This window comes from Flavobacterium endophyticum, from assembly GCF_003634455.1.
Taxonomy (GTDB): domain Bacteria; phylum Bacteroidota; class Bacteroidia; order Flavobacteriales; family Flavobacteriaceae; genus Flavobacterium; species Flavobacterium endophyticum.
In genome coordinates this window covers 105,873-124,157 of the sequence record NZ_RBLC01000004.1, presented here as the reverse complement: position 1 = coordinate 124,157, position 18,285 = coordinate 105,873, and the positions used below count along the sequence as shown (strand labels likewise).

General features: G+C 40.5%; 13 protein-coding genes. 11 read left to right on the top strand and 2 right to left on the bottom strand.

Annotated features, from left to right (window positions below):
• Positions 1–5 precede the first annotated feature (5 nt).
• From CLV94_RS13665 to CLV94_RS13640, 6 genes are all read left to right on the top strand, one after another.
• Positions 6–2,942, top strand: coding sequence for a SusC/RagA family TonB-linked outer membrane protein (locus CLV94_RS13665; RefSeq protein WP_121377057.1), 2,937 nt, complete (start codon positions 6–8; stop codon positions 2,940–2,942).
• 29 nt (positions 2,943–2,971) lie between these two features.
• Entirely contained in the window at positions 2,972–4,474 is a 1,503-nt protein-coding gene (locus CLV94_RS13660; protein WP_121377056.1) for a RagB/SusD family nutrient uptake outer membrane protein, read from the top strand.
• Positions 4,475–4,547: 73 nt separating this feature from the next.
• Positions 4,548–5,789 (top strand): glycoside hydrolase family 71/99-like protein, encoded by a 1,242-nt coding sequence (locus tag CLV94_RS13655; protein WP_121377055.1) that lies wholly within the window; start codon positions 4,548–4,550, stop codon positions 5,787–5,789.
• 27 nt (positions 5,790–5,816) lie between these two features.
• Complete coding sequence (locus CLV94_RS13650) at positions 5,817–7,826, top strand: glycoside hydrolase family 97 protein (protein ID WP_121377233.1); 2,010 nt, start codon at positions 5,817–5,819, stop codon at positions 7,824–7,826.
• A 343-nt stretch (positions 7,827–8,169) separates the two neighbouring features.
• Entirely contained in the window at positions 8,170–9,072 is a 903-nt protein-coding gene (locus CLV94_RS13645) for an outer membrane beta-barrel protein (RefSeq protein WP_121377054.1), read from the top strand.
• Positions 9,069–9,503: a DUF2147 domain-containing protein gene (locus tag CLV94_RS13640; protein WP_121377053.1), complete on the top strand. Its 435-nt coding sequence runs from the start codon at positions 9,069–9,071 to the stop codon at positions 9,501–9,503. The genes CLV94_RS13645 and CLV94_RS13640 overlap by 4 nt, the downstream gene beginning before the upstream one ends.
• A 14-nt stretch (positions 9,504–9,517) precedes the next feature.
• Here CLV94_RS13640 and CLV94_RS13635 read toward each other — a convergent pair whose 3' ends face one another.
• The gene (locus CLV94_RS13635) at positions 9,518–10,105 is read right to left on the bottom strand and encodes an HPP family protein (protein WP_121377232.1); all 588 of its coding nucleotides are present in this window, start codon (positions 10,103–10,105) and stop codon (positions 9,518–9,520) included.
• Entirely contained in the window at positions 10,105–11,367 is a 1,263-nt protein-coding gene (locus CLV94_RS13630; protein WP_121377052.1) for a chloride channel protein, read from the bottom strand. Before CLV94_RS13630 ends, CLV94_RS13635 begins: the two co-directional genes overlap by 1 nt.
• Before the next feature lie 254 nt (positions 11,368–11,621).
• On the opposite strand from CLV94_RS13630, the gene CLV94_RS13625 reads away from it, so the two are divergent.
• From CLV94_RS13625 to CLV94_RS13600, 5 genes are all read left to right on the top strand, one after another.
• A complete protein-coding gene (locus CLV94_RS13625; protein WP_121377051.1) occupies positions 11,622–12,041 on the top strand; it encodes an IS1/IS1595 family N-terminal zinc-binding domain-containing protein in 420 nt (139 codons plus the stop codon).
• Positions 12,042–12,146: 105 nt separating this feature from the next.
• Positions 12,147–13,526, top strand: coding sequence for a porin (locus CLV94_RS13620; protein ID WP_121377050.1), 1,380 nt, complete (start codon positions 12,147–12,149; stop codon positions 13,524–13,526).
• Positions 13,527–13,546: 20 nt separating this feature from the next.
• On the top strand, positions 13,547–15,085 hold the full coding sequence (locus CLV94_RS13615; protein WP_121377049.1) for an MFS transporter: 1,539 nt from the start codon (positions 13,547–13,549) through the stop codon (positions 15,083–15,085).
• A gap of 12 nt (positions 15,086–15,097) precedes the next feature.
• Positions 15,098–15,322, top strand: a complete 225-nt coding sequence (locus tag CLV94_RS13610; RefSeq protein ID WP_121377048.1) for a DUF6814 family protein — start codon at positions 15,098–15,100, stop codon at positions 15,320–15,322.
• 257 nt (positions 15,323–15,579) lie between these two features.
• The gene (locus tag CLV94_RS13600; protein WP_121377046.1) at positions 15,580–18,276 is read left to right on the top strand and encodes an ATP-binding protein; all 2,697 of its coding nucleotides are present in this window, start codon (positions 15,580–15,582) and stop codon (positions 18,274–18,276) included.
• Positions 18,277–18,285 lie beyond the last annotated feature (9 nt).

Sequence of the window (18,285 nt, the reverse complement as noted above, 5' to 3'; positions counted from 1 at the left end):
TTCTAATGAATAGCAAAAATACTAAAGCGGCCCAATCTGAATGCGGGTCAAACCAATCGTTGGTATTCCTGATTTTCATGCTTTTTCTTTCTGCAGGACTGTTTGCACAAGGAAAAAAATTGATTTCGGGTACCATCTATGATTCTGCCGGCGGCGCACTGCCGGGTGTTTCCGTTCTAGAATCAGGCACCACCAATACCACAGTGACTGATTCTGACGGAAAATTTGTGCTGGAGGTTACTCTCGGAAACACCATCGTAGTTTCCTATATAGGTTTCCTGACCCAAAATATCACCGTGGATGCTACTACGGGTTCTGCATTAATCCTTAACATGCAAGAAGACGTACACATGCTTGAGGCTGTCGAGCTCGTTTCTGTAGGATACGGAACCATGAGGAAGTCAGACCTTACTGGAGCAATTTCGACTGTTACTTCGGAAAATCTTGTAAAAGGGGCTATTCCTTCAACGGAATTGGCGCTTCAAGGAAAAGTTGCGGGATTGACGATTATTCGAGGCTCTGGCGACCCGAGTAACGGCGGGTCGATACGATTAAGAGGCGGTACTTCGCTAACGGCCAGCAATAGCCCGCTGATTGTAGTAGACGGTGTAGCAGGAGTAGACATCAACGTGGTACAGCCTTCCGACATCAAATCGATTGACGTATTGAAAGATGCTTCAGCCACCGCGATTTATGGTTCAAGAGGAGCTAACGGTGTTATCATCATTACGACCAAAGGAGGCTCTAAAGGCTTGTCTATTGTTTACAACGGCTATACAGGATTGAGCGAATCGTCTAACCATTTGGATATGCTTTCTGCCAACCAATGGAGAAGCCATGTGCGTCAAAACTCTCTGACGGATGCTATCGATTATGGAGGAAACACCGACTGGCAAGATGAATTAGAACGTCCGACAGCCGTAACACAATCGCACACATTGAGCATTTCATCAGGAAATGAAACCAGCGGCCTTCGTACGTCTTTATCGTATTTTGATAGCGAAGGAGTTATCAAAACGACAGGATTGGAAAGGCTGAGCGCTAATATCAGCACCTATCAATATGCACTAGACAAAGCATTAAAGTTTGATGCAGGGCTGTTTGCCAATATCGACAAATGGCATCCGCTAGATTATCGCATCTTCGAAAGAGCATTTAATTTGAATCCTACAATTCCGGTCTATGATGAAAACGGCGATTTTACTTCAGTTGGAGGAACGCTTTATGAAAATCCAGTTGAGATATTGACTAACAGAACTGTAGATAATGAACGTCACCGTGTATTGGGTTATTTTAAGACGGAAGCTCAGATCTTTAACGACTTTCAGGCTACGGTAAATTTATCGCTAGAACATAACGCAATGCAGGGAAGTACCTACAAACCTTCTTATGCAGTAATGGAAGGTAGGACAGAAGGCGGTTATGCCCAAAAGACCTATGCCGAATATACTACGGCACAAATCGAAACCTACCTCAGCTATAGCAAGCTAATCGGTAAACACAGCATCAATGCTTTGGCGGGCTACTCCTTTTTTGAAAACATCTACGAAGGTTTTGGAGCACAGCGAAGCGGCTTTGAAACAGACCTTTTTAGCTATAACAATCTTGGAGCAGGGTACAACTACCGTTTGGGCGATGTGTATTCGTATAAAGGAAAATCCAATTTGGTTTCCTTTTTCGGCCGTGCGAACTATTCGTATGACGGAAAATATATGGTAACGGGAACTATCCGTAGAGACGGATCCAGCCGTTTCGGGGCTAATAACAAATGGGGTGTTTTTCCATCCGCTTCTGTCGCTTGGAGAATTACAGGAGAAGATTTCATGAGCTCGACACAAGATTGGCTTACAAACTTGAAGCTGAGAGCAGGATATGGTGTGACAGGTAACCAAGACGGTATTGGAGAATACAAGTCGCTTTCCATACTAGGAGTGGGGCAAGACAGCTATTACGACCCTGTAACCGGAACTTGGAGCTTGGCGTATTCGCCGACACAAAATCCGAACCCAGACTTGAAGTGGGAATCTACAGAACAGCTAAACATCGGTCTTGATTTCGGGCTTTTTAACAGAATAACCGGAACTCTTGAGATCTATTCTAAAAAGACAAAAGACTTGTTATACACCTACCAAGTGCCACAACCGCCGTATCTTGTAGGAACAATGCTTGCGAATGTAGGAGAATTGTCCAATAAAGGCGTTGAGCTTACTTTGAACGCCAACATCATCAACAGAGACAAGTTTACTTGGGATGCCAATGTCGTATTTGCAAAAAACAAGCAAAAAATAGAAAAGCTTTCCAACCAGATTTATGAAACAGAAGCCATCTACAGTGGCTCTCTGCACGGACTTTCTGGAATGTCAAACCAATTCTCCCAGATTATTGCCGAAGGCTATCCTGTAGGAACTTTTTGGGGTGTTGAAAGTTCTGGCTTGAACGAAAACGGAGAATTTATCTTAGGTACCGAAGAAAAGGCGATAGGCAACGTACAGCCTGACTTTACGCTAGGTTTGGGAATGAATTTTACGTACCATAATTTTGATTTCGGATTTACAGGTTATGGAAGCTTCGGGCAAGAAGTGCTGAATGCCACAAACATGATGCTGTATGATCCGAACCGCCTTCCAGCGTATAATGTTCCTGACGGTTTTTTGGGCAGCGGCATTACTTCCGCACCTAAATTTTCAAGCTATTGGATAGAAGATGCTTCTTTTTTCAGACTGCAGACTGTTTCTATAGGATATACGATACCGTTTAAAAACAAAGGTTCTAAACTAAGACTTTACGTGTTGGGTGAAAACTTGGCTGTCTTTACCAATTATAATGGTGTAGATCCTGAAATCGACCTGACTGGATTAGCCAATCCTGGTATCGACCGATTCAACAACTATCCAAGGCCAACGACCATTTCATTCGGGCTTAATTTCACCTTGACGAATTAAGCAACTTGATAACCTTAAAATAAATTAAAATGAAAATCAAAATAAAAGCAGCATTACTCCTGAGCCTTCTCTTTACTTTTTCATGTACAGATTTGAGCGAAGACCTATACGATAGGGTCGAGGATGATGATTTTGGAACAACTCCTAACGAGATCGAAGCGCTTGTAGGCGGGGCTTATTCTTCTTTGAGAGGCTTCAGCGACGGAATTTCTAATTCTTTCCCGACCTGCGAATATGTATTCTTTTTGAACGAGGTGGCTTCAGACGAGGCTACTATTCCGACCCGAGGTACCGATTGGTACGATGGCGGAAGATACCAACAAGTACAGACACATACATGGGATGCGAGCAATGGTATGATATTGTCCGCATGGCGCTACTGCTATTCGGGAATTGCAAAAATCAATGCGATCATCTACCAGATTGATAAATCAGGTTTGAGCGCAGAGGCCAAGGTGCCGATTTATGCAGAATTAAAGTCTATCAGAGCCTACTATTATTATTTGCTTTTAGACATGTTCGGAAACGTGCCGATCGTGACCAATTTTGAAGAACAGTCTTTGCCATCGAATTCATCCAGACAAGAAGTGTATGATTTTGTGGAATCTGAATGGCTAGATGCATTGCCGCATTTACGTCCGAATGTGGTCTATTCAAAGTTTACTAAAAATGTAGTTTATGGCCTATTGGCGAGACTTTACTTGAATTCAGAAGCTTTTGTTGGAACTGCCCGTTGGCAAGATTGTATCAATATGTGCCAAAACATTAGTGGCTATTCGCTAACGACAGACTTCTTTGCCAATTTTGCTACCACGAACCAGACATCGAGCGAAATTATCCTTTCGATTCCGTATGATTCGAACGCAGGAACTGTAGGCAATTATCTTTCGTCCATGAGCTGCCATTACTTACACCGATTCACGATTTCGGCTACTGGAGATTATCCATGGAGCGCCAACGGAATCTGCGGACAGCCAGGATTGTATTCTAGTTTCCAAGATACGGATAAAAGAAAAAAATGTATGATAGAGGGCGACCAGATCAACTTGGCAACAGGCTCAGTCATCATCATGGACAGCGGACAGCCGTTAACCTACACAGAAGACATCGTGAATTTTACAGATGCAAAACAAAACGAAGGCGTAAGGCTGGGCAAATACGAAATAAAAGCAGGCGAAAAGTGGGAACGCGATCACGATTGGGTACTCATGCGCTATTCAGAAATCTTGATGATGCAGGCAGAATGTTATGTACGATTAGGCTCGCCTGATCTTGCGGCTCCGTTTGTACAGCAAATAACTTCGCGTGCCGGAACAGAAATGCCAGCTACTATCGACCTTAACTTTATCGATAAAGAATTGCTTCGTGAGTTTACGTTTGAAGGCAGAAGAAGAACCGACAATATTCGTTTCGGTACCTTTTTCCAGCCATGGTGGCAGAAAGGCGCTACGCCAGCGTCAAGAGCGATATATCCAATACCGACAACGGTGCTGGCTACCAATTCAAACTTAGTCCAAAATCCCGGATATTAGGTTGGCAAATGGCAGTCTTCTGTGTTGAGTTAGTCATAGAAGGCTGTCATTTTTAATAATTAATCGAATTACGATGAAAAAATATCTATTGCCCTTATGTATCAGCATTCTCAGTGTAACTCTTGCGTCGAGCTGTAGCAAAGACGACTCCAATTCCAATCCTCCAGATTCAGAGCCTCTGGCTCCTGTGGCGGTGGCGAAGACAAACGATACCAAAATCTACATGCATTATATGCCTTGGTTTGAAACTAATGAAAGCAGTCCCAACAACCAATGGGGCTATCATTGGACCATGGCGAACAAAAATCCGAATACTGTTGATGCCAACGGAAGAAGGGAAATTGCTTCCCATTATTATCCGCTAATCGGTCCGTATCATTCTGGCGACAAAGAGGTCATCGAAAACCATCTGCTGCTGATGAAATATGCCGGAATTGACGGGATATTAATCGACTGGTATGGCACGTATAACCTTAACGATTACAGAATACTTAAGGAAAACGCCGAACAGCTTATTGACATGCTCGATGAAGTAGGCCTCGAATATGCCATCGTTTACGAAGACCGTTTCTTAAACGATATTGTAAATGCCGGACTTGCTCCGACAGTAACTGGCGCGGCCAAAACAGACATGAACTATATGCAGACCCATTATTTTGGCGATGCCAATTACATAAAAATCAATAACCGTCCACTGTTGCTGAATTTTGGTCCTATAACGCTGACTACTCCTGCAGCTTGGACAAGTACTTTTAGCGGACTCAATCCAAAGCCTACTTTTTTGACTTTGTGGAACGAGTCTGGCGAAGCAGGTACAAACGCTTCTGGCGAATTTGCTTGGGTGTATCAAAACAATAATTCACTTAGCAGCTTTTATGCTTCCAACCTTCCAAATCTAGGAGTTGCTTTTGGAAGCGCCTATCCAGGTTTTAATGATTTTTATGAAGAAGGAGGTACGTCGACAACTATTGGCTGGACCATCAATCACAATAATGGGGCAACGCTTGACGAAACGCTTTCGATGGCTCAAAATGCTGGAGTAGATTACTTGCAGCTCATTACATGGAATGATTTCGGAGAAGGAACCATGATTGAGCCGACAGTAGAATTCGGTTATTCGTATATCGAAAAGATAAAAACATTTGCAGGAGTCCAGTATTCAGGAAACTATTTCAGTGCCATCAGCAGGCTCCATACGTTGAGAAAAACCTACAGAAATAATGCTGCCATCCAGCGCAAGCTCGACCTTGCTTTTAATTATTTCGTCTCCATGCAACCTGATAAAGCCGCTGCGGTACTCAATGAAATTCAATAAGCACCTAAATTAATGCAAAATTCAATAATGAAAAATAATCTATACCGTTTCTGCCTGATAGCCCTGGCTTCTATCTTGCTTATATCCTGCAGTGCTAAAAAGACCTATATCGTAAAATCTCCAGGGCAAAATAACGAGCTCATTTTTAATCTGACCCAATCTGGACAGCCACAATACCGATTTTCTTCTAATGGGAAGTCAGTAATCGAGCCTTCTTTATTAGGATTTGAATTTGAAGGCATCCGGAAAATGACCGAAGGCTTTGAAGTTGTAGCCACAGAAATCAACACAGCTGATACTGTTTGGGAACAGCCTTGGGGAGAATTTAAAAAAATTAGAGATCATCACAATGAGCTCATCATTCACTTGAAAGACGGAGAAGGAAGGCTGGTCGATATCATCTTTAGGGTTTTTGACGACGGCTTGGGCTTTCGATATTCTTTCCCGAAACAGCCAAATCTGGACAAAGTGAAGATTTCCAACGAGATTACGCAGTTCACATTTCCTTTTGATAATGATGTCTGGTCAATTCCGGTACATTCTGATAACAGCTATTATGAAAGCTTTTATAAAAAAACTCCGATGAGCCAAACCGATACCATCAATACGCCAGCTACTTTTGAAACCAAGAATAATCTTTTTGTAGCAATACACGAAGCCAACCTGACAGATTTTGCCTCGATGACCTTGCTAAAATTGCCAAACAATCAGTATAAAAGCGAACTGGTGCCTTGGGCAGACGGCGTAAAAGTATATGCGCAAGCTCCATTTGATACACCATGGAGAACCGTAATTGTAGGAAAGACTCCTGGTGATTTGGTGACTTCAACATTGATGCTCAATTTGAACGAACCTTCTAGGATTAAAGACATTTCATGGATAGCCCCTTCAAAATACATAGGCATCTGGTGGGGCATGCACTTAGAAAAATATACGTGGGGACAAGGCGACAAACATGGTGCTACTACAAAAAACACTAAAGAATACCTCGATTTTGCCGCAGACAATGGTCTTGATGGAGTTTTAGTAGAAGGCTGGAACCAAGGCTGGGATGGCGATTGGACTGCCGACGGAACTGCTTTCAGTTTCGTAAAACCGTATCCTGATTTTGACCTTGACGAAATAAGTAAATATGCCGCGATGAAGAACGTCCGTCTCATTGGCCACCATGAAACAGCTGGAGCTGCCAAGCATTACGAAAGCCAATTGGACGATGCTTTTAAATTGTATAATAAGATGGGTGTCAATACCGTAAAGACGGGTTACGTAAACAAATATTTGGATAAAAAGGAATGGCACGACAGCCAATACGGCGTCCGCCATTACAGAAAAGTAATCGAGACTGCGGCCAAATACCATATCATGATCGACAACCACGAGCCTGTAAAAGGGACAGGATTACAGCGTACCTATCCAAATTTTATGACTCAAGAAGGGGGAAGGGGGCAAGAATACAATGCCTGGTCTGCAGACGGAGGCAATACGCCAGCACATACAGTTACGTTGCCTTTTACCCGAATGCTTTCTGGTCCGATGGATTATACGCCAGGCAACTTTGATTTTGATTATAAAACAGCGGCTGGAGCAAAAGTGCTGACTACGCTCGCGCATCAATTGGCGTTGTATGTTGTTCTTTTTAGCCCGTTGCAGATGGCTTCCGACTTGCCGGAAAATTATGTCGGCAAGCCTGAATTTAAATTCATAAAAGAAGTTCCATGCATATGGTCGGATACCAAAGTACTCGATTCAAAAATAGGAGAATATACTACAATTGTCCGTAAAGATTGGGATGGACAGAACTGGTATTTAGGTTCTATTACCAACCAAGATGCTCGAAAGCTGAAAGTGTCTTTGTCTTTCCTAGATTCTGGAAAGTCCTATAAGGCAGAAGTGTATGCGGATGGAGACGGAGCTGATTATAAGACCAATCCTTATCCTGTTAGTAGGTCTTCCAAAACGGTAAACAGCACTACGATATTGGATATAAATCTGGCTGCGGGTGGAGGAACAGCTATAAAATTCACGCCTATTCCATAGTTGATTCTAAAAGTATTTTCATAGATTTTGTATATTGTGATTAGCGGAGCTCAAGGGCTCCGTTATTTTTTGGTGAATTTTTTTACCAATCGAAAATCAGTCACACACCTAGGAATCCAGTATCAGCCTATTGATAACGCGATAGTAGAGGCCATAGAGTATTTTAAATCTTTGGAGAAAATAAGTGCTTGTCACGACCAATCATGATTGTAGGATTAGTCCCAATTGTTAAGGTATGGCTAAAATAGGAACTGTTCTAGCTCAAAATGCCTAACTTTAATATGCATCCTGTCCAAGACTTAACAGGAGCAGAACTAATTCCTTTTAATTTAAAATCTATATCATGAAAAAGGTAAGCTTACTAATTTGTACACTTTTTATGGCGCTTACAGGCGCGAAAAGCCATGCCCAAGAGTTTTATATACGCGGCGGCGTGGGTTATGTTACCGAATCAGGAAAGACTGAGTTTAATAATGCCGATCCAAATGGGCTGACAATGATTCAGCAATCGACGGATATTACTATAAATCCGGATGGAAGCGCTAGGATAAAATCATTGAGCGGTACGCTTGGCGGCGGTTTCAAGGCAAACATCACGGCAGGTTATATGTTCAATCCCTATGTAGGAGCCGAGGTCGGATTTAATTACTTTTCTGGATACGACAAGACCATCGGAAAATTTACCAGTCCACAGCTACAATCAGAAGAAATTGCTTATTTGAGAGGACTCGATATTGTTCCAGCTATCTATCTTACACCGGCTTTTAGCAAGCTGAATCCTTATGCTAGAATAGGACTTATCATTCCAGCAGCAGGAAAATTACACATCGAAACAACGGCCAACCAGACCGATGGAGGCGGAGCGGGCACCGATATACATATTAATGCAGAATCGGAGGTAGAATCTAAGTTCAGCGTTGGCTTTGTAGGTGCAGTAGGTGTCACGTATCCTATTGGACCAAAACTTCAGGTTTTTGGAGAGCTTGAATTTAAAAATTTAAGCATCAAAAGCAAGTCAGCCGAAATAACCAAATATGAAACCACAGCAGTTACAGACGGGAATGCCGTATTGGTTCCGGGCCAACAGCTAGCCGATCTGCCTGTAAACGAAAAGAAATTTATTTTTTCGGATACTTTTACACAAGGACCTCCAGATCCTAATTCACCACGAAGAATTCCGACGCAATACGTAAATGCTAGCGGCGTGGGTATCAATGTAGGAATCCGTTATAGTTTTGGAAAATGAAAAAGCTACTAGTATATGGTATTTTTCTGCTATTCGTGGGAATACAATCTGGACAATCCCAAACAGTTACCGGAAAATGGAAAACATTTGATGATGAAACCGGAGCGGCCAAGTCTATTGTCGAAATTTATGAGAAAAATGACAAGATTTATGGCAGGGTTTTAGAAATCCTTGAAAAAGGCAAAGAAGACAAAATCTGTGAAAAGTGTAAAGGAGCTAAAAAAGACAAGCCTATAAAAGGGCTGGTAATTATTGAAGGCCTTACCAAAGACGGCGATACTTGGGAAGATGGCACAATCCTCGATCCTAAAAACGGAAAAGAATACAAATGCCACATTACGCTTGAAAGTGCAAACAAACTAAAAGTGCGGGGGTACATAGGCGTTTCGCTCTTAGGAAGGACGCAGTATTGGACTCGCGTTGATAAATAAAACTAAAAAGCTCTCTAATTTGGGAGCTTTTTTCTTTTTCGCTTTCTAAGGATTGGGACGGCAGGATATTTCCTTTTGGGCGTCAGGTTGTTGAAAATCAGTGCAACAATTAAAAGAATAAGCGCACCGCTAAGTACAGGAGAAATGACATAAATATATCCCAGCTCTTTGATCTGCGCACCGCCTGTAACAGCAATTAACGCCGTAGCGCCTCCAGGAGGATGCAATGTTTTGGTAATCTGCATGAACACTATCGAAAGTGAGACAGCCAGGGGAGCAGCAATCCATAAAAGATCAGGAACCAATTTCTGTACTGAGACTCCAATCAGAGCAGAAACCACATGTCCGCCGATTAAGTTTCGGGGCTGCGCCAATGGACTCTGAATGACTCCATAAACTAAAACGCACGAAGCTCCGAAAGAACCGATCAAGAACACAAAATCCGACTCGTTCATTTTGCCATATTGTAGATAGGCGATTAGTCCCATTCCGACAAACGAGCCTATGAAGGCCCAAAAATGTTCCCTGAAATCGACAAGAGTTTCTTTGTATAGGACATATCTTGTCTTGCGATAAGTGCGTTTTATTTTTCGAATCGGCATCATACGGTTTTTTGGACGTAAGTGTATACGGTGTAAGGACAAAGCTTTTGAGCTACGTATCTAGACACTAAAGAAACGACCAAAATGGGCCAGAATAAGACATAACTTCCCACGAGTCCGCACACTAAAAATAACGCCGTAAAAGGAGCGCTTATACTAGCACTGAGCATGGCTGCCATTCCGATTACCATAAAATTCAACGGAATAACACCTGCATCAAAAAATCGATTGGATACAAAAGCAAACAACAATCCGAGCAAGGCTCCAATAAAGATGCTAGGAGCAAAAACGCCACCATCGCCGCCAGAAGACAAGGTAACAGAAGTCATTACAGGTTTTAACAGTATACATGCTGCCAATGTCAGAAGCACCGAAACTGCGGGAATAGCCGTATGGGATGTTATAATGTTTTCTTTTACAGTATGATAGCCATCACCAAATAATTGAGGGAAGGCAAATAATCCAATTCCGACAATTACTGCGCCAAGTACAACTCTGTAATACGGCGTTTGTATTTTTAAAAACAAGGATTTTATCTTGAGTACACATTTTGTAAGATAGACCGAATTCAGACCTGCTACAATTCCGAGCAAAATAAAATAAGGAATAGCATGGTAATGCCATTGCTCAAGACCTACGGCAAACAGTGGTTTTTCGTCTAAAAAGAATAAAAACAATCCTGCAACGCCCACGGCTATAGCAACTACAAATAAAAAAGACTTGGATAATTTTTTTGAGATGACTTCATACGCAAACAAAAGCCCGGCAATCGGACTTGCAAACAAGGCAGCCACTCCAGCAGCTACTCCAGCACAAATTAATTCGGTTTTGTATTTCTTCAAAAAACTTTCTTTGGAATGGGCAATCGAGCCTACTGCTGCAGAAGCTACGACTGTAGAAACTTCGATACCTGTAGAGCCGCCAAAAGCGACGGTAATCAAACCATTGATAAAATGGGAAGGAATTTTATAAGCAGGAAGGCTTTTGCCTGGCTTTGTGCTTTCAAAAACTTCCTTAATGCCTTTGTTTTCTTTGTTCTTGAATAGATACAGCCTTAAAAAATAGATAACAGAAAGTCCTATAAAAGGGAGTATCAAAAGCAGAAAGCTGTTTTTTTCTGTCCTCCTGAAGAAAATTTCTTCATAATGCTCTGTAACGTGTTTCAATGAAATGGCAAGAAGAGAAGCAAGAAATCCTACTAAGGATGCGGCAAGGGCAAGCTTCAGCCATTTTAATCCAATTACTTTTTTGCGAATTTGCATTTCTGGAATGTGATTTATTCAAAGATAGTCATCAATATTCGTTTGTTTCTTATTAAATTCTTAAAACCTTTGAAGGTCTAAAGTTTTTGTTTTTCTGTTACAAAAAACTTCAATATACATAAAGAGAGCAAAAGCTTACGAATCATCAAGAAATTCAGAATAAAATTATATAGTGTGTAAAAATATTTTAATTTTTTAATCATATTCTTTATTGATATTTGCTAAAATAGTATATTTATGCAAAATTTATATACATGGAGATTTTAGCCTGCCCAAAATGCCAACGGAATGAAATTGTAAAAAGTGGTGTCATCAAAGACAGACAGCGGTACTTATGTAAAAAATGCAATTATTATTTTACTGTTAATAAGATCGGCAAAAAGATAGATAACTACTATGTTACCAAGGCACTTCAGCTCTATCTTGAAGGGCTAAGTTTTAGGGAAATTGAAAGAATTCTAGGCGTGTCGCATGTAACCGTCAGCAATTGGATCAAGGAGTTTAAAGTCAAAAAACCATCTCATGCAGATTATCATCCTACTTATAAGATATACAGTCATTTAGAGTTAGTTGAGTTTCTTAAAAACAAAGAACAATTGTCAGGTGCAGGAATGATTATTACCGAGCTAGGGGATAAGTTTATGCTCATAAAATGGGAGCGTTTCAAAGATTAGCTATACCACTTTACAATTATATATATCTATATTTTTTTCATCGTTTCAATTATTGAATTTGGTACTCCAATAAGCGAAGTATTAACACAATAAACTAACTAGATTATGAAACGATTTTTTTTGATTGCAGTAGTTTTATCGGCCTCCCTGAATGGTTATTCGCAAGGCGCTCCCGATTATGGTAGCGGTCTCAAATTCAACTTGAACGAGGAAGGCTCAAAATACCTCAGAGTATTGGCGTGGAACCAAATCTGGTTTCGTTCTTCAGAAATGAACCCCGGAACAATGATTAATGGCGAAGAAGCAACTACCAGTACCGATATCGGAAACCGCAGGCTTCGAATACTACTTCAAGCCCAGCTTTCAAAACGCTATATGATCGTGACCCATTTCGGAATCAATAACCAGACTTTTACCAACGGAGGAGCAGCTGGTACTACTGGAACCGGAGGGTATGGACAAGGCAAAAAGCCAGGATTATTTTTTCATGACGCATGGAATGAATATGCGATAGTACTGCCAGAAGCTGATAAAAAATTCAGTCTTTCGCTTGGTGGAGGATTGCATTATTACATGGGACTTTCACGTTTAACAATGGCTTCTACTTTAAATTTTTTGACTATCGATTCACCTATTTTTAGCTGGCCGCTTATTGAAAACTCAGATCAGTTTGCACGTCAGATGGGACTTTTCGCAAAAGGGAAATATGGCAAATTCGAGTACCGCGTAAGCTACAATAAACCATATGCGACCAATATTGCTCCCGTAGATGTAGCATCTTCTGATTTAGCGGTTGCCGTAGATAACAACGGAAATACCAAATGGTCTAAAGCAGGTTATTTTGAATATCAATTCCTAGACACAGAGTCGAATGTTTTGCCGTATAAAGTAGGTTCGTATCTAGGAACTAAAAAAGTGTTCAATTTAGGAGCAGGATTTTACAACGCTCCAGACGCTACGCAGACTTCTGTAGCAGGAAATATTGATAAGCACGATATTACGTTGCTTTCTGCTGATGTATTCGTTGACATGCCGATCGGCAAGCCAGAAAACAAAATGGCTTTGACGGCTTATAGCGTATTCTATAATTATGATTTCGGTCCAAATTATCTTAGAAATTTAGGTATTATGAACGTAGGTTCTGCCGATCCAGATTTTACTGGAGACAGAGCGCTTGCCGGTGCTGGAAATCTCCAAGCGATGATGGGAACTGGAAATATTTGGTATACGCAAGCTGGTTTTTTATTACCGACTGCGCAAGAAAAGCCAAAAGTAAGAATCCAGCCTTTTGGAGCGTATACCTATAAAAATTTCGAAGCCTTAGACAAAGCCAGCAGTCAGTTTGATATCGGAGCAAATTTCTTTATCGACGGACATCATGCAAAAGTAACCACACAATATTCTACACGTCCTGTTTATACTTCGCCTGATACTATCGAAGGGCAGAAAGGCGAATTTATCGTTCAATTGCAAATCTATTTATAAAAACTAAAAACTATTTTTATATGAGTACAACATCTACAAAAGGAATTTGGAAAGTAATCACAGCCTCCTCGCTGGGAACCTTGATCGAATGGTATGATTTCTACATTTTTGGAAGTCTAGCCGTGGTTATTTCTACCAAGTTCTTCCCCGCAGACAACCCTACTGCTGCTTTTCTATCCACATTAGCCACCTTTGCTGCAGGTTTCGTGGTGCGTCCCTTTGGAGCTTTATTCTTTGGACGATTGGGCGATTTGATCGGCCGTAAATATACTTTCATGGTTACGCTTTTGCTCATGGGAGGGGCTACCTTCTTGATTGGTTGCGTTCCTAGTTATGAAAGTATCGGCTTTATGGCACCGCTTTTAGTATTGGTGTTACGTCTATTGCAAGGCTTGGCACTTGGTGGTGAATATGGAGGTGCGGCAACTTATGTAGCGGAACATTCACCGCTGGGTCAGCGTGGCTATTGGACATCTTGGATTCAGACTACAGCAACTTTTGGATTGTTTATTTCCTTGATGGTTATCCTTTTGACAAGAAGCGTATTGACTCCGGAGCAATTTGACGAATGGGGCTGGAGAGTGCCTTTCTGGGTATCTATCTTGATGGTATTTGTTTCTTATATTATCAGAAAGAAAATGGACGAGTCGCCTGTTTTTGCCAAAGCGAAAGCCGAAGGAAAAACAAGTACCAATCCGTTGAAAGAAAGTTTTGGGAATAAATACAACCTGAAATTTGTCTTGCTGGCCTTATTTGGTGCTGCAATGGGACAAGGAGTCGTATGGTATACCGGACAGTTTTATGCCATGAGTTTCTTGAAAACGGTAATGTTTGTTGATTCTTCGCAAGCCGATGGTTTACTGGGTCTCGCTTTATTATTCGGAACGCCTTTCTTCTTGTTCTTTGGTTGGCTGAGTGATAAGGTAGGACGAAAAGCCATCATGATGTTGGGAATGCTCTGCGCAATATTGCTTTACAGACCGATTTACAAAATGATGTATGAAACGACAGATGTAAGCCTAAAGACAGAAATTGTTGACAAAGCAAAGCTGGTAGCCATAACTAAAGAAAATAGCCATCAGCAATTGGATTCGATTTATACCGCTACCAAAGAATTTGCAGACGGAACCAAATGGACTCAGGTGAAAACGATCCATCTTCATGACGGACAACCTGTTCTTGATGATAACGGAGCTGTGAAATCAGATACAAAAACCACGGTAAACATTAATGATACCGACAAATGGACGCTTATTTTTCTTATTTTTATACAAGTCATTTTTGTGACGATGGTATATGGCCCGATTGCCGCTTTCTTGGTAGAAATGTTCCCTGTGAAGATTCGATATACGTCGATGTCGCTGCCCTATCATATCGGTAACGGAATTTTTGGAGGACTGCTTCCCGCCATATCGACTTACTTTGTTACCAACGCTAAAGAAAATGGCGATCCTCAATTTTATCTAGAAGGATTATGGTATCCGATTGTAATCGCTGCTATCAGTTTCTGTATCGGAATGGTCTACTTGAAAAGAAAAAACAATATCGAAAACGAATAAAAAACTAAAAATATGAACGCATTAAAAAGATTTCTCGGAATAATATGGCTGGCCTTGGCCGCAGCCGCAGCTTATTTTTGTATTTTTGAGTTTGGCTACCCTAAATTCGTTTCTGACAAGCAGGAAGACTTGGTATTCGGGATCATTATCCTTTTTGTACTGACTCCATTGATTGTATTGGGACTGGGAACTTTTGGGTATTATGCCCTTACTGGCGAATATGACGAAAGAAAATAATAATAGTTTTTAATAAGGCGATAGCTCTTGGGATTCCTCAAGGGCTATTGCTTTTTATCATTACCTGTGTATGAAAAAACGACACGAACAAAAATTAATCATTGTTTCGCTAATCCTATTGCTAGGCTTCAACATGCCATTGATGCTGTTGTTTGACAGCGCATCATCAATAGGAGGGATTCCTCTGATTTATATTTATTTTTTTTCTCTGTGGCTTTTTTCGATTTTAATTTCTCTTCTCGTAATCAAAAGATATTATGAGTAGCTTCGGACTTTTACTAATTCTTTCAGTCTATCTGGGCTTGCTCTTTTTGATTGCACATTGGGCAGAGAAAAAAGGCAATACAAAATGGACTAACAATCCATATGTCTACACGTTATCACTCGCTGTGTATTGCAGTGCTTGGACGTATTACGGAAGTATTGGAGTTGCTGCTACATCCGGATTAAATTACCTTCCAATTTATGTAGGGCCGATAATTATCATTCCCGCTTGGATTATTATCCTTCGGAAAATCATCCGCATTTCAAAAGTCAATAAGATTTCAAGCATTGCCGATTTTATTTCGCTCCGCTACGGAAACAGCCGTTTTTTAGGCGCATTGGTAACATTGATCAGTATTTTTGGAATCCTGCCTTATATCGCTTTGCAATTAAAAGCCATTGCAGAGACCTTTCATATAGTAAGCAAGACTTCTTCACAGTCAAATATTTTTAGCGATACGACTACCTATGTAGCAATAGCGTTGGCTTTGTTTGCTTCTTATTATGGGACACGCTATGTTGATGCCTCTGAAAAAAGGAAAGGTATCGTGACCGCTGTTGCGATGGAATCTATCTTAAAACTTTTCTTCTTTATTCTCCTGGGAATTTATGTCACTTTTTTTGTGTTTGATGGTTTTGAAGATATTTATGCCCAAGCCAGTGTTTTGGAAAATTTTAAAGAAAAAAATACGATAGGAGGGATTCCGCAAGCCATTAACTGGTTTTTCCTTTGCGTGCTTTCGCTTTTTGCTATTTTCTTGTTGCCGAGACAGTTTCAGATGTCAGTCGTCGAAAATAATCGTGAAAATCATATCAAAACAGCGGTATGGCTTTTCCCGCTGTATTTGCTGCTGTTCAATATTTTTGTCTATCCTGTGGCATGGGGTGGCAATATTCTTTTTGAAGGTAAAACAGTCAATCCAGATACTTATTCGTTATTGATTCCGCAGTTTTTTAATAACCAAGTCGTAACCATATTGGTATTTCTTGGAGGATTTTCAGCTGCTATTTCCATGATCGTAGTTTCTTCCATAGGATTATCTACGATGCTCAGTAACAATCTTTTAATTCCCTATGGATTTTTAGGACGATTGCAAAGCGGTTCCCAAGAAACAAATACCAAAAAAATCGTGCAGATTCGAAAAGTCGGTATTTTTCTGCTGATTATTCTTTCTTATTTTATTTATAGGATTTTTGTGTTGGAATACAATCTGTTTTCTATAGGAATGGTTTCTTTTGTAATCATTGCGCAGCTAGCACCTGCATTTTTTGGCGCTATTTTGTGGAGAAGAGGATCAAGAAACGGAGCAATTGCTGGAATGATTGCTGGTTTTTTTATCTGCGGTTACACACTATTAGTTCCGTATGCCATCGGAATTACCAATTTTGATAACAGTTTTATTACCAATGGTCTTTTCGGAATCGAGTTATTAAAGCCTTTCCAATTATTCGGAATTGATTATCTAGACCCAGTGCCACAAGCTTTGTTCTGGAGCATACTGTTTAACTGCTTGATTTATTTGGCAGTTTCTGTAAGTTTTAAAGGCAATTATAGGGAACGCAATTATGCCGAAATGTTCGTGGACATTGACAAATATATTACAATGCATGAGAATGCATTTATCTGGAAAGGAACGGCTTACATCAGCGATATTCAAAAAGTATTAAAACGCTTTTTGGGCGAAGAACGTACCAAGAGAGCTTTGAATCTTTTTAGCCTTAAATATAACATCGACAAAAACCAAGAACTTGCAGATGCCAGGCTTATCAAGTTTGCAGAAAACCTATTGACGGGACATATCGGAACGGCTTCAGCGAAGATATTGATTGCCAGTGTAGTCAAGGAGGAAAAAATTACGTTGCCCGAAGTTCTAAAAATTTTAGAAGAATCGAAGGAAAACATTATCATTAACAAGAAACTTACCGAAACGTCACGCGAATTAAAAGCGATTACCGCACAGTTGAAAATGGCGAACGAAAACTTGGTAATAAAAGACAAGCAAAAAGACGAATTCTTGGATACGATTTCGCACGAATTGCGAACGCCAATAACCGCAATCCGCGCTGCGACAGAGATTCTCCATGATGATGACGAGATTCCGCAAGAAATGAGAAAGCAATTTCTTCAAAATATCATTTCGGAATCAGACAGATTAAATAGACTGATTTCCAAAATATTAGATTTGGAGAAATTTGATTCAGGAAAACAGAAAATCTACGTCACCCGTAATAATATCTACCATACCATTTCTGAAACGGTAAAGCAGCTGAACCAGCTTATCGAGAACAAGAATATCAAAGTAGATATTGTTTCGGAGAAAAATATCGTCAAGGCGTATTATGACGAGGATCGGATTATACAAGTACTTCATAATTTGCTTTCAAATGCCATCAAATTCTGTCCGAACCAAGACGGAATAATTACTATCTTTATCAAGGAAAACGAAAAGTATATTGAGGTTGCTGTAGCAGACAACGGTAAAGGAATTGACAAAAATGATTTCGAAGCCATCTTTGACAAGTTCTATCAGTCGCAAAACCAAAACATTAAGAAACCTATCGGAAGTGGCTTAGGATTAGCGATTTGCAAAAAAATAATTGAACACCATCAAGGAAAGATTTGGGCTGAAAATGCATTAGATTCAGGAGCCAAAATACTGTTTACGATTCCAAAATACACGAAAGAATAAAACCATTGC

Excerpts from the sequence above, each read along its gene's own strand:
- CLV94_RS13665 (WP_121377057.1), top strand. The coding sequence starts at position 6 with ATGAATAGCAAAAATACTAAAGCGGCCCAATCTGAATGCGGGTCAAAC.
- CLV94_RS13650 (WP_121377233.1), top strand. The coding sequence starts at position 5,817 with ATGAAAAATAATCTATACCGTTTCTGCCTGATAGCCCTGGCTTCTATC.
- CLV94_RS13635 (WP_121377232.1), bottom strand. The coding sequence starts at position 10,105 with ATGCCGATTCGAAAAATAAAACGCACTTATCGCAAGACAAGATATGTC.
- CLV94_RS13610 (WP_121377048.1), top strand. The coding sequence starts at position 15,098 with ATGAACGCATTAAAAAGATTTCTCGGAATAATATGGCTGGCCTTGGCC.
- CLV94_RS13630 (WP_121377052.1), bottom strand. The coding sequence starts at position 11,367 with ATGCAAATTCGCAAAAAAGTAATTGGATTAAAATGGCTGAAGCTTGCC.
- CLV94_RS13645 (WP_121377054.1), top strand. The coding sequence starts at position 8,170 with ATGAAAAAGGTAAGCTTACTAATTTGTACACTTTTTATGGCGCTTACA.
- CLV94_RS13660 (WP_121377056.1), top strand. The coding sequence starts at position 2,972 with ATGAAAATCAAAATAAAAGCAGCATTACTCCTGAGCCTTCTCTTTACT.
- CLV94_RS13615 (WP_121377049.1), top strand. The coding sequence starts at position 13,547 with ATGAGTACAACATCTACAAAAGGAATTTGGAAAGTAATCACAGCCTCC.
- CLV94_RS13655 (WP_121377055.1), top strand. The coding sequence starts at position 4,548 with ATGAAAAAATATCTATTGCCCTTATGTATCAGCATTCTCAGTGTAACT.
- CLV94_RS13600 (WP_121377046.1), top strand. The coding sequence starts at position 15,580 with ATGAGTAGCTTCGGACTTTTACTAATTCTTTCAGTCTATCTGGGCTTG.
- CLV94_RS13640 (WP_121377053.1), top strand. The coding sequence starts at position 9,069 with ATGAAAAAGCTACTAGTATATGGTATTTTTCTGCTATTCGTGGGAATA.
- CLV94_RS13625 (WP_121377051.1), top strand. The coding sequence starts at position 11,622 with ATGGAGATTTTAGCCTGCCCAAAATGCCAACGGAATGAAATTGTAAAA.
- CLV94_RS13620 (WP_121377050.1), top strand. The coding sequence starts at position 12,147 with ATGAAACGATTTTTTTTGATTGCAGTAGTTTTATCGGCCTCCCTGAAT.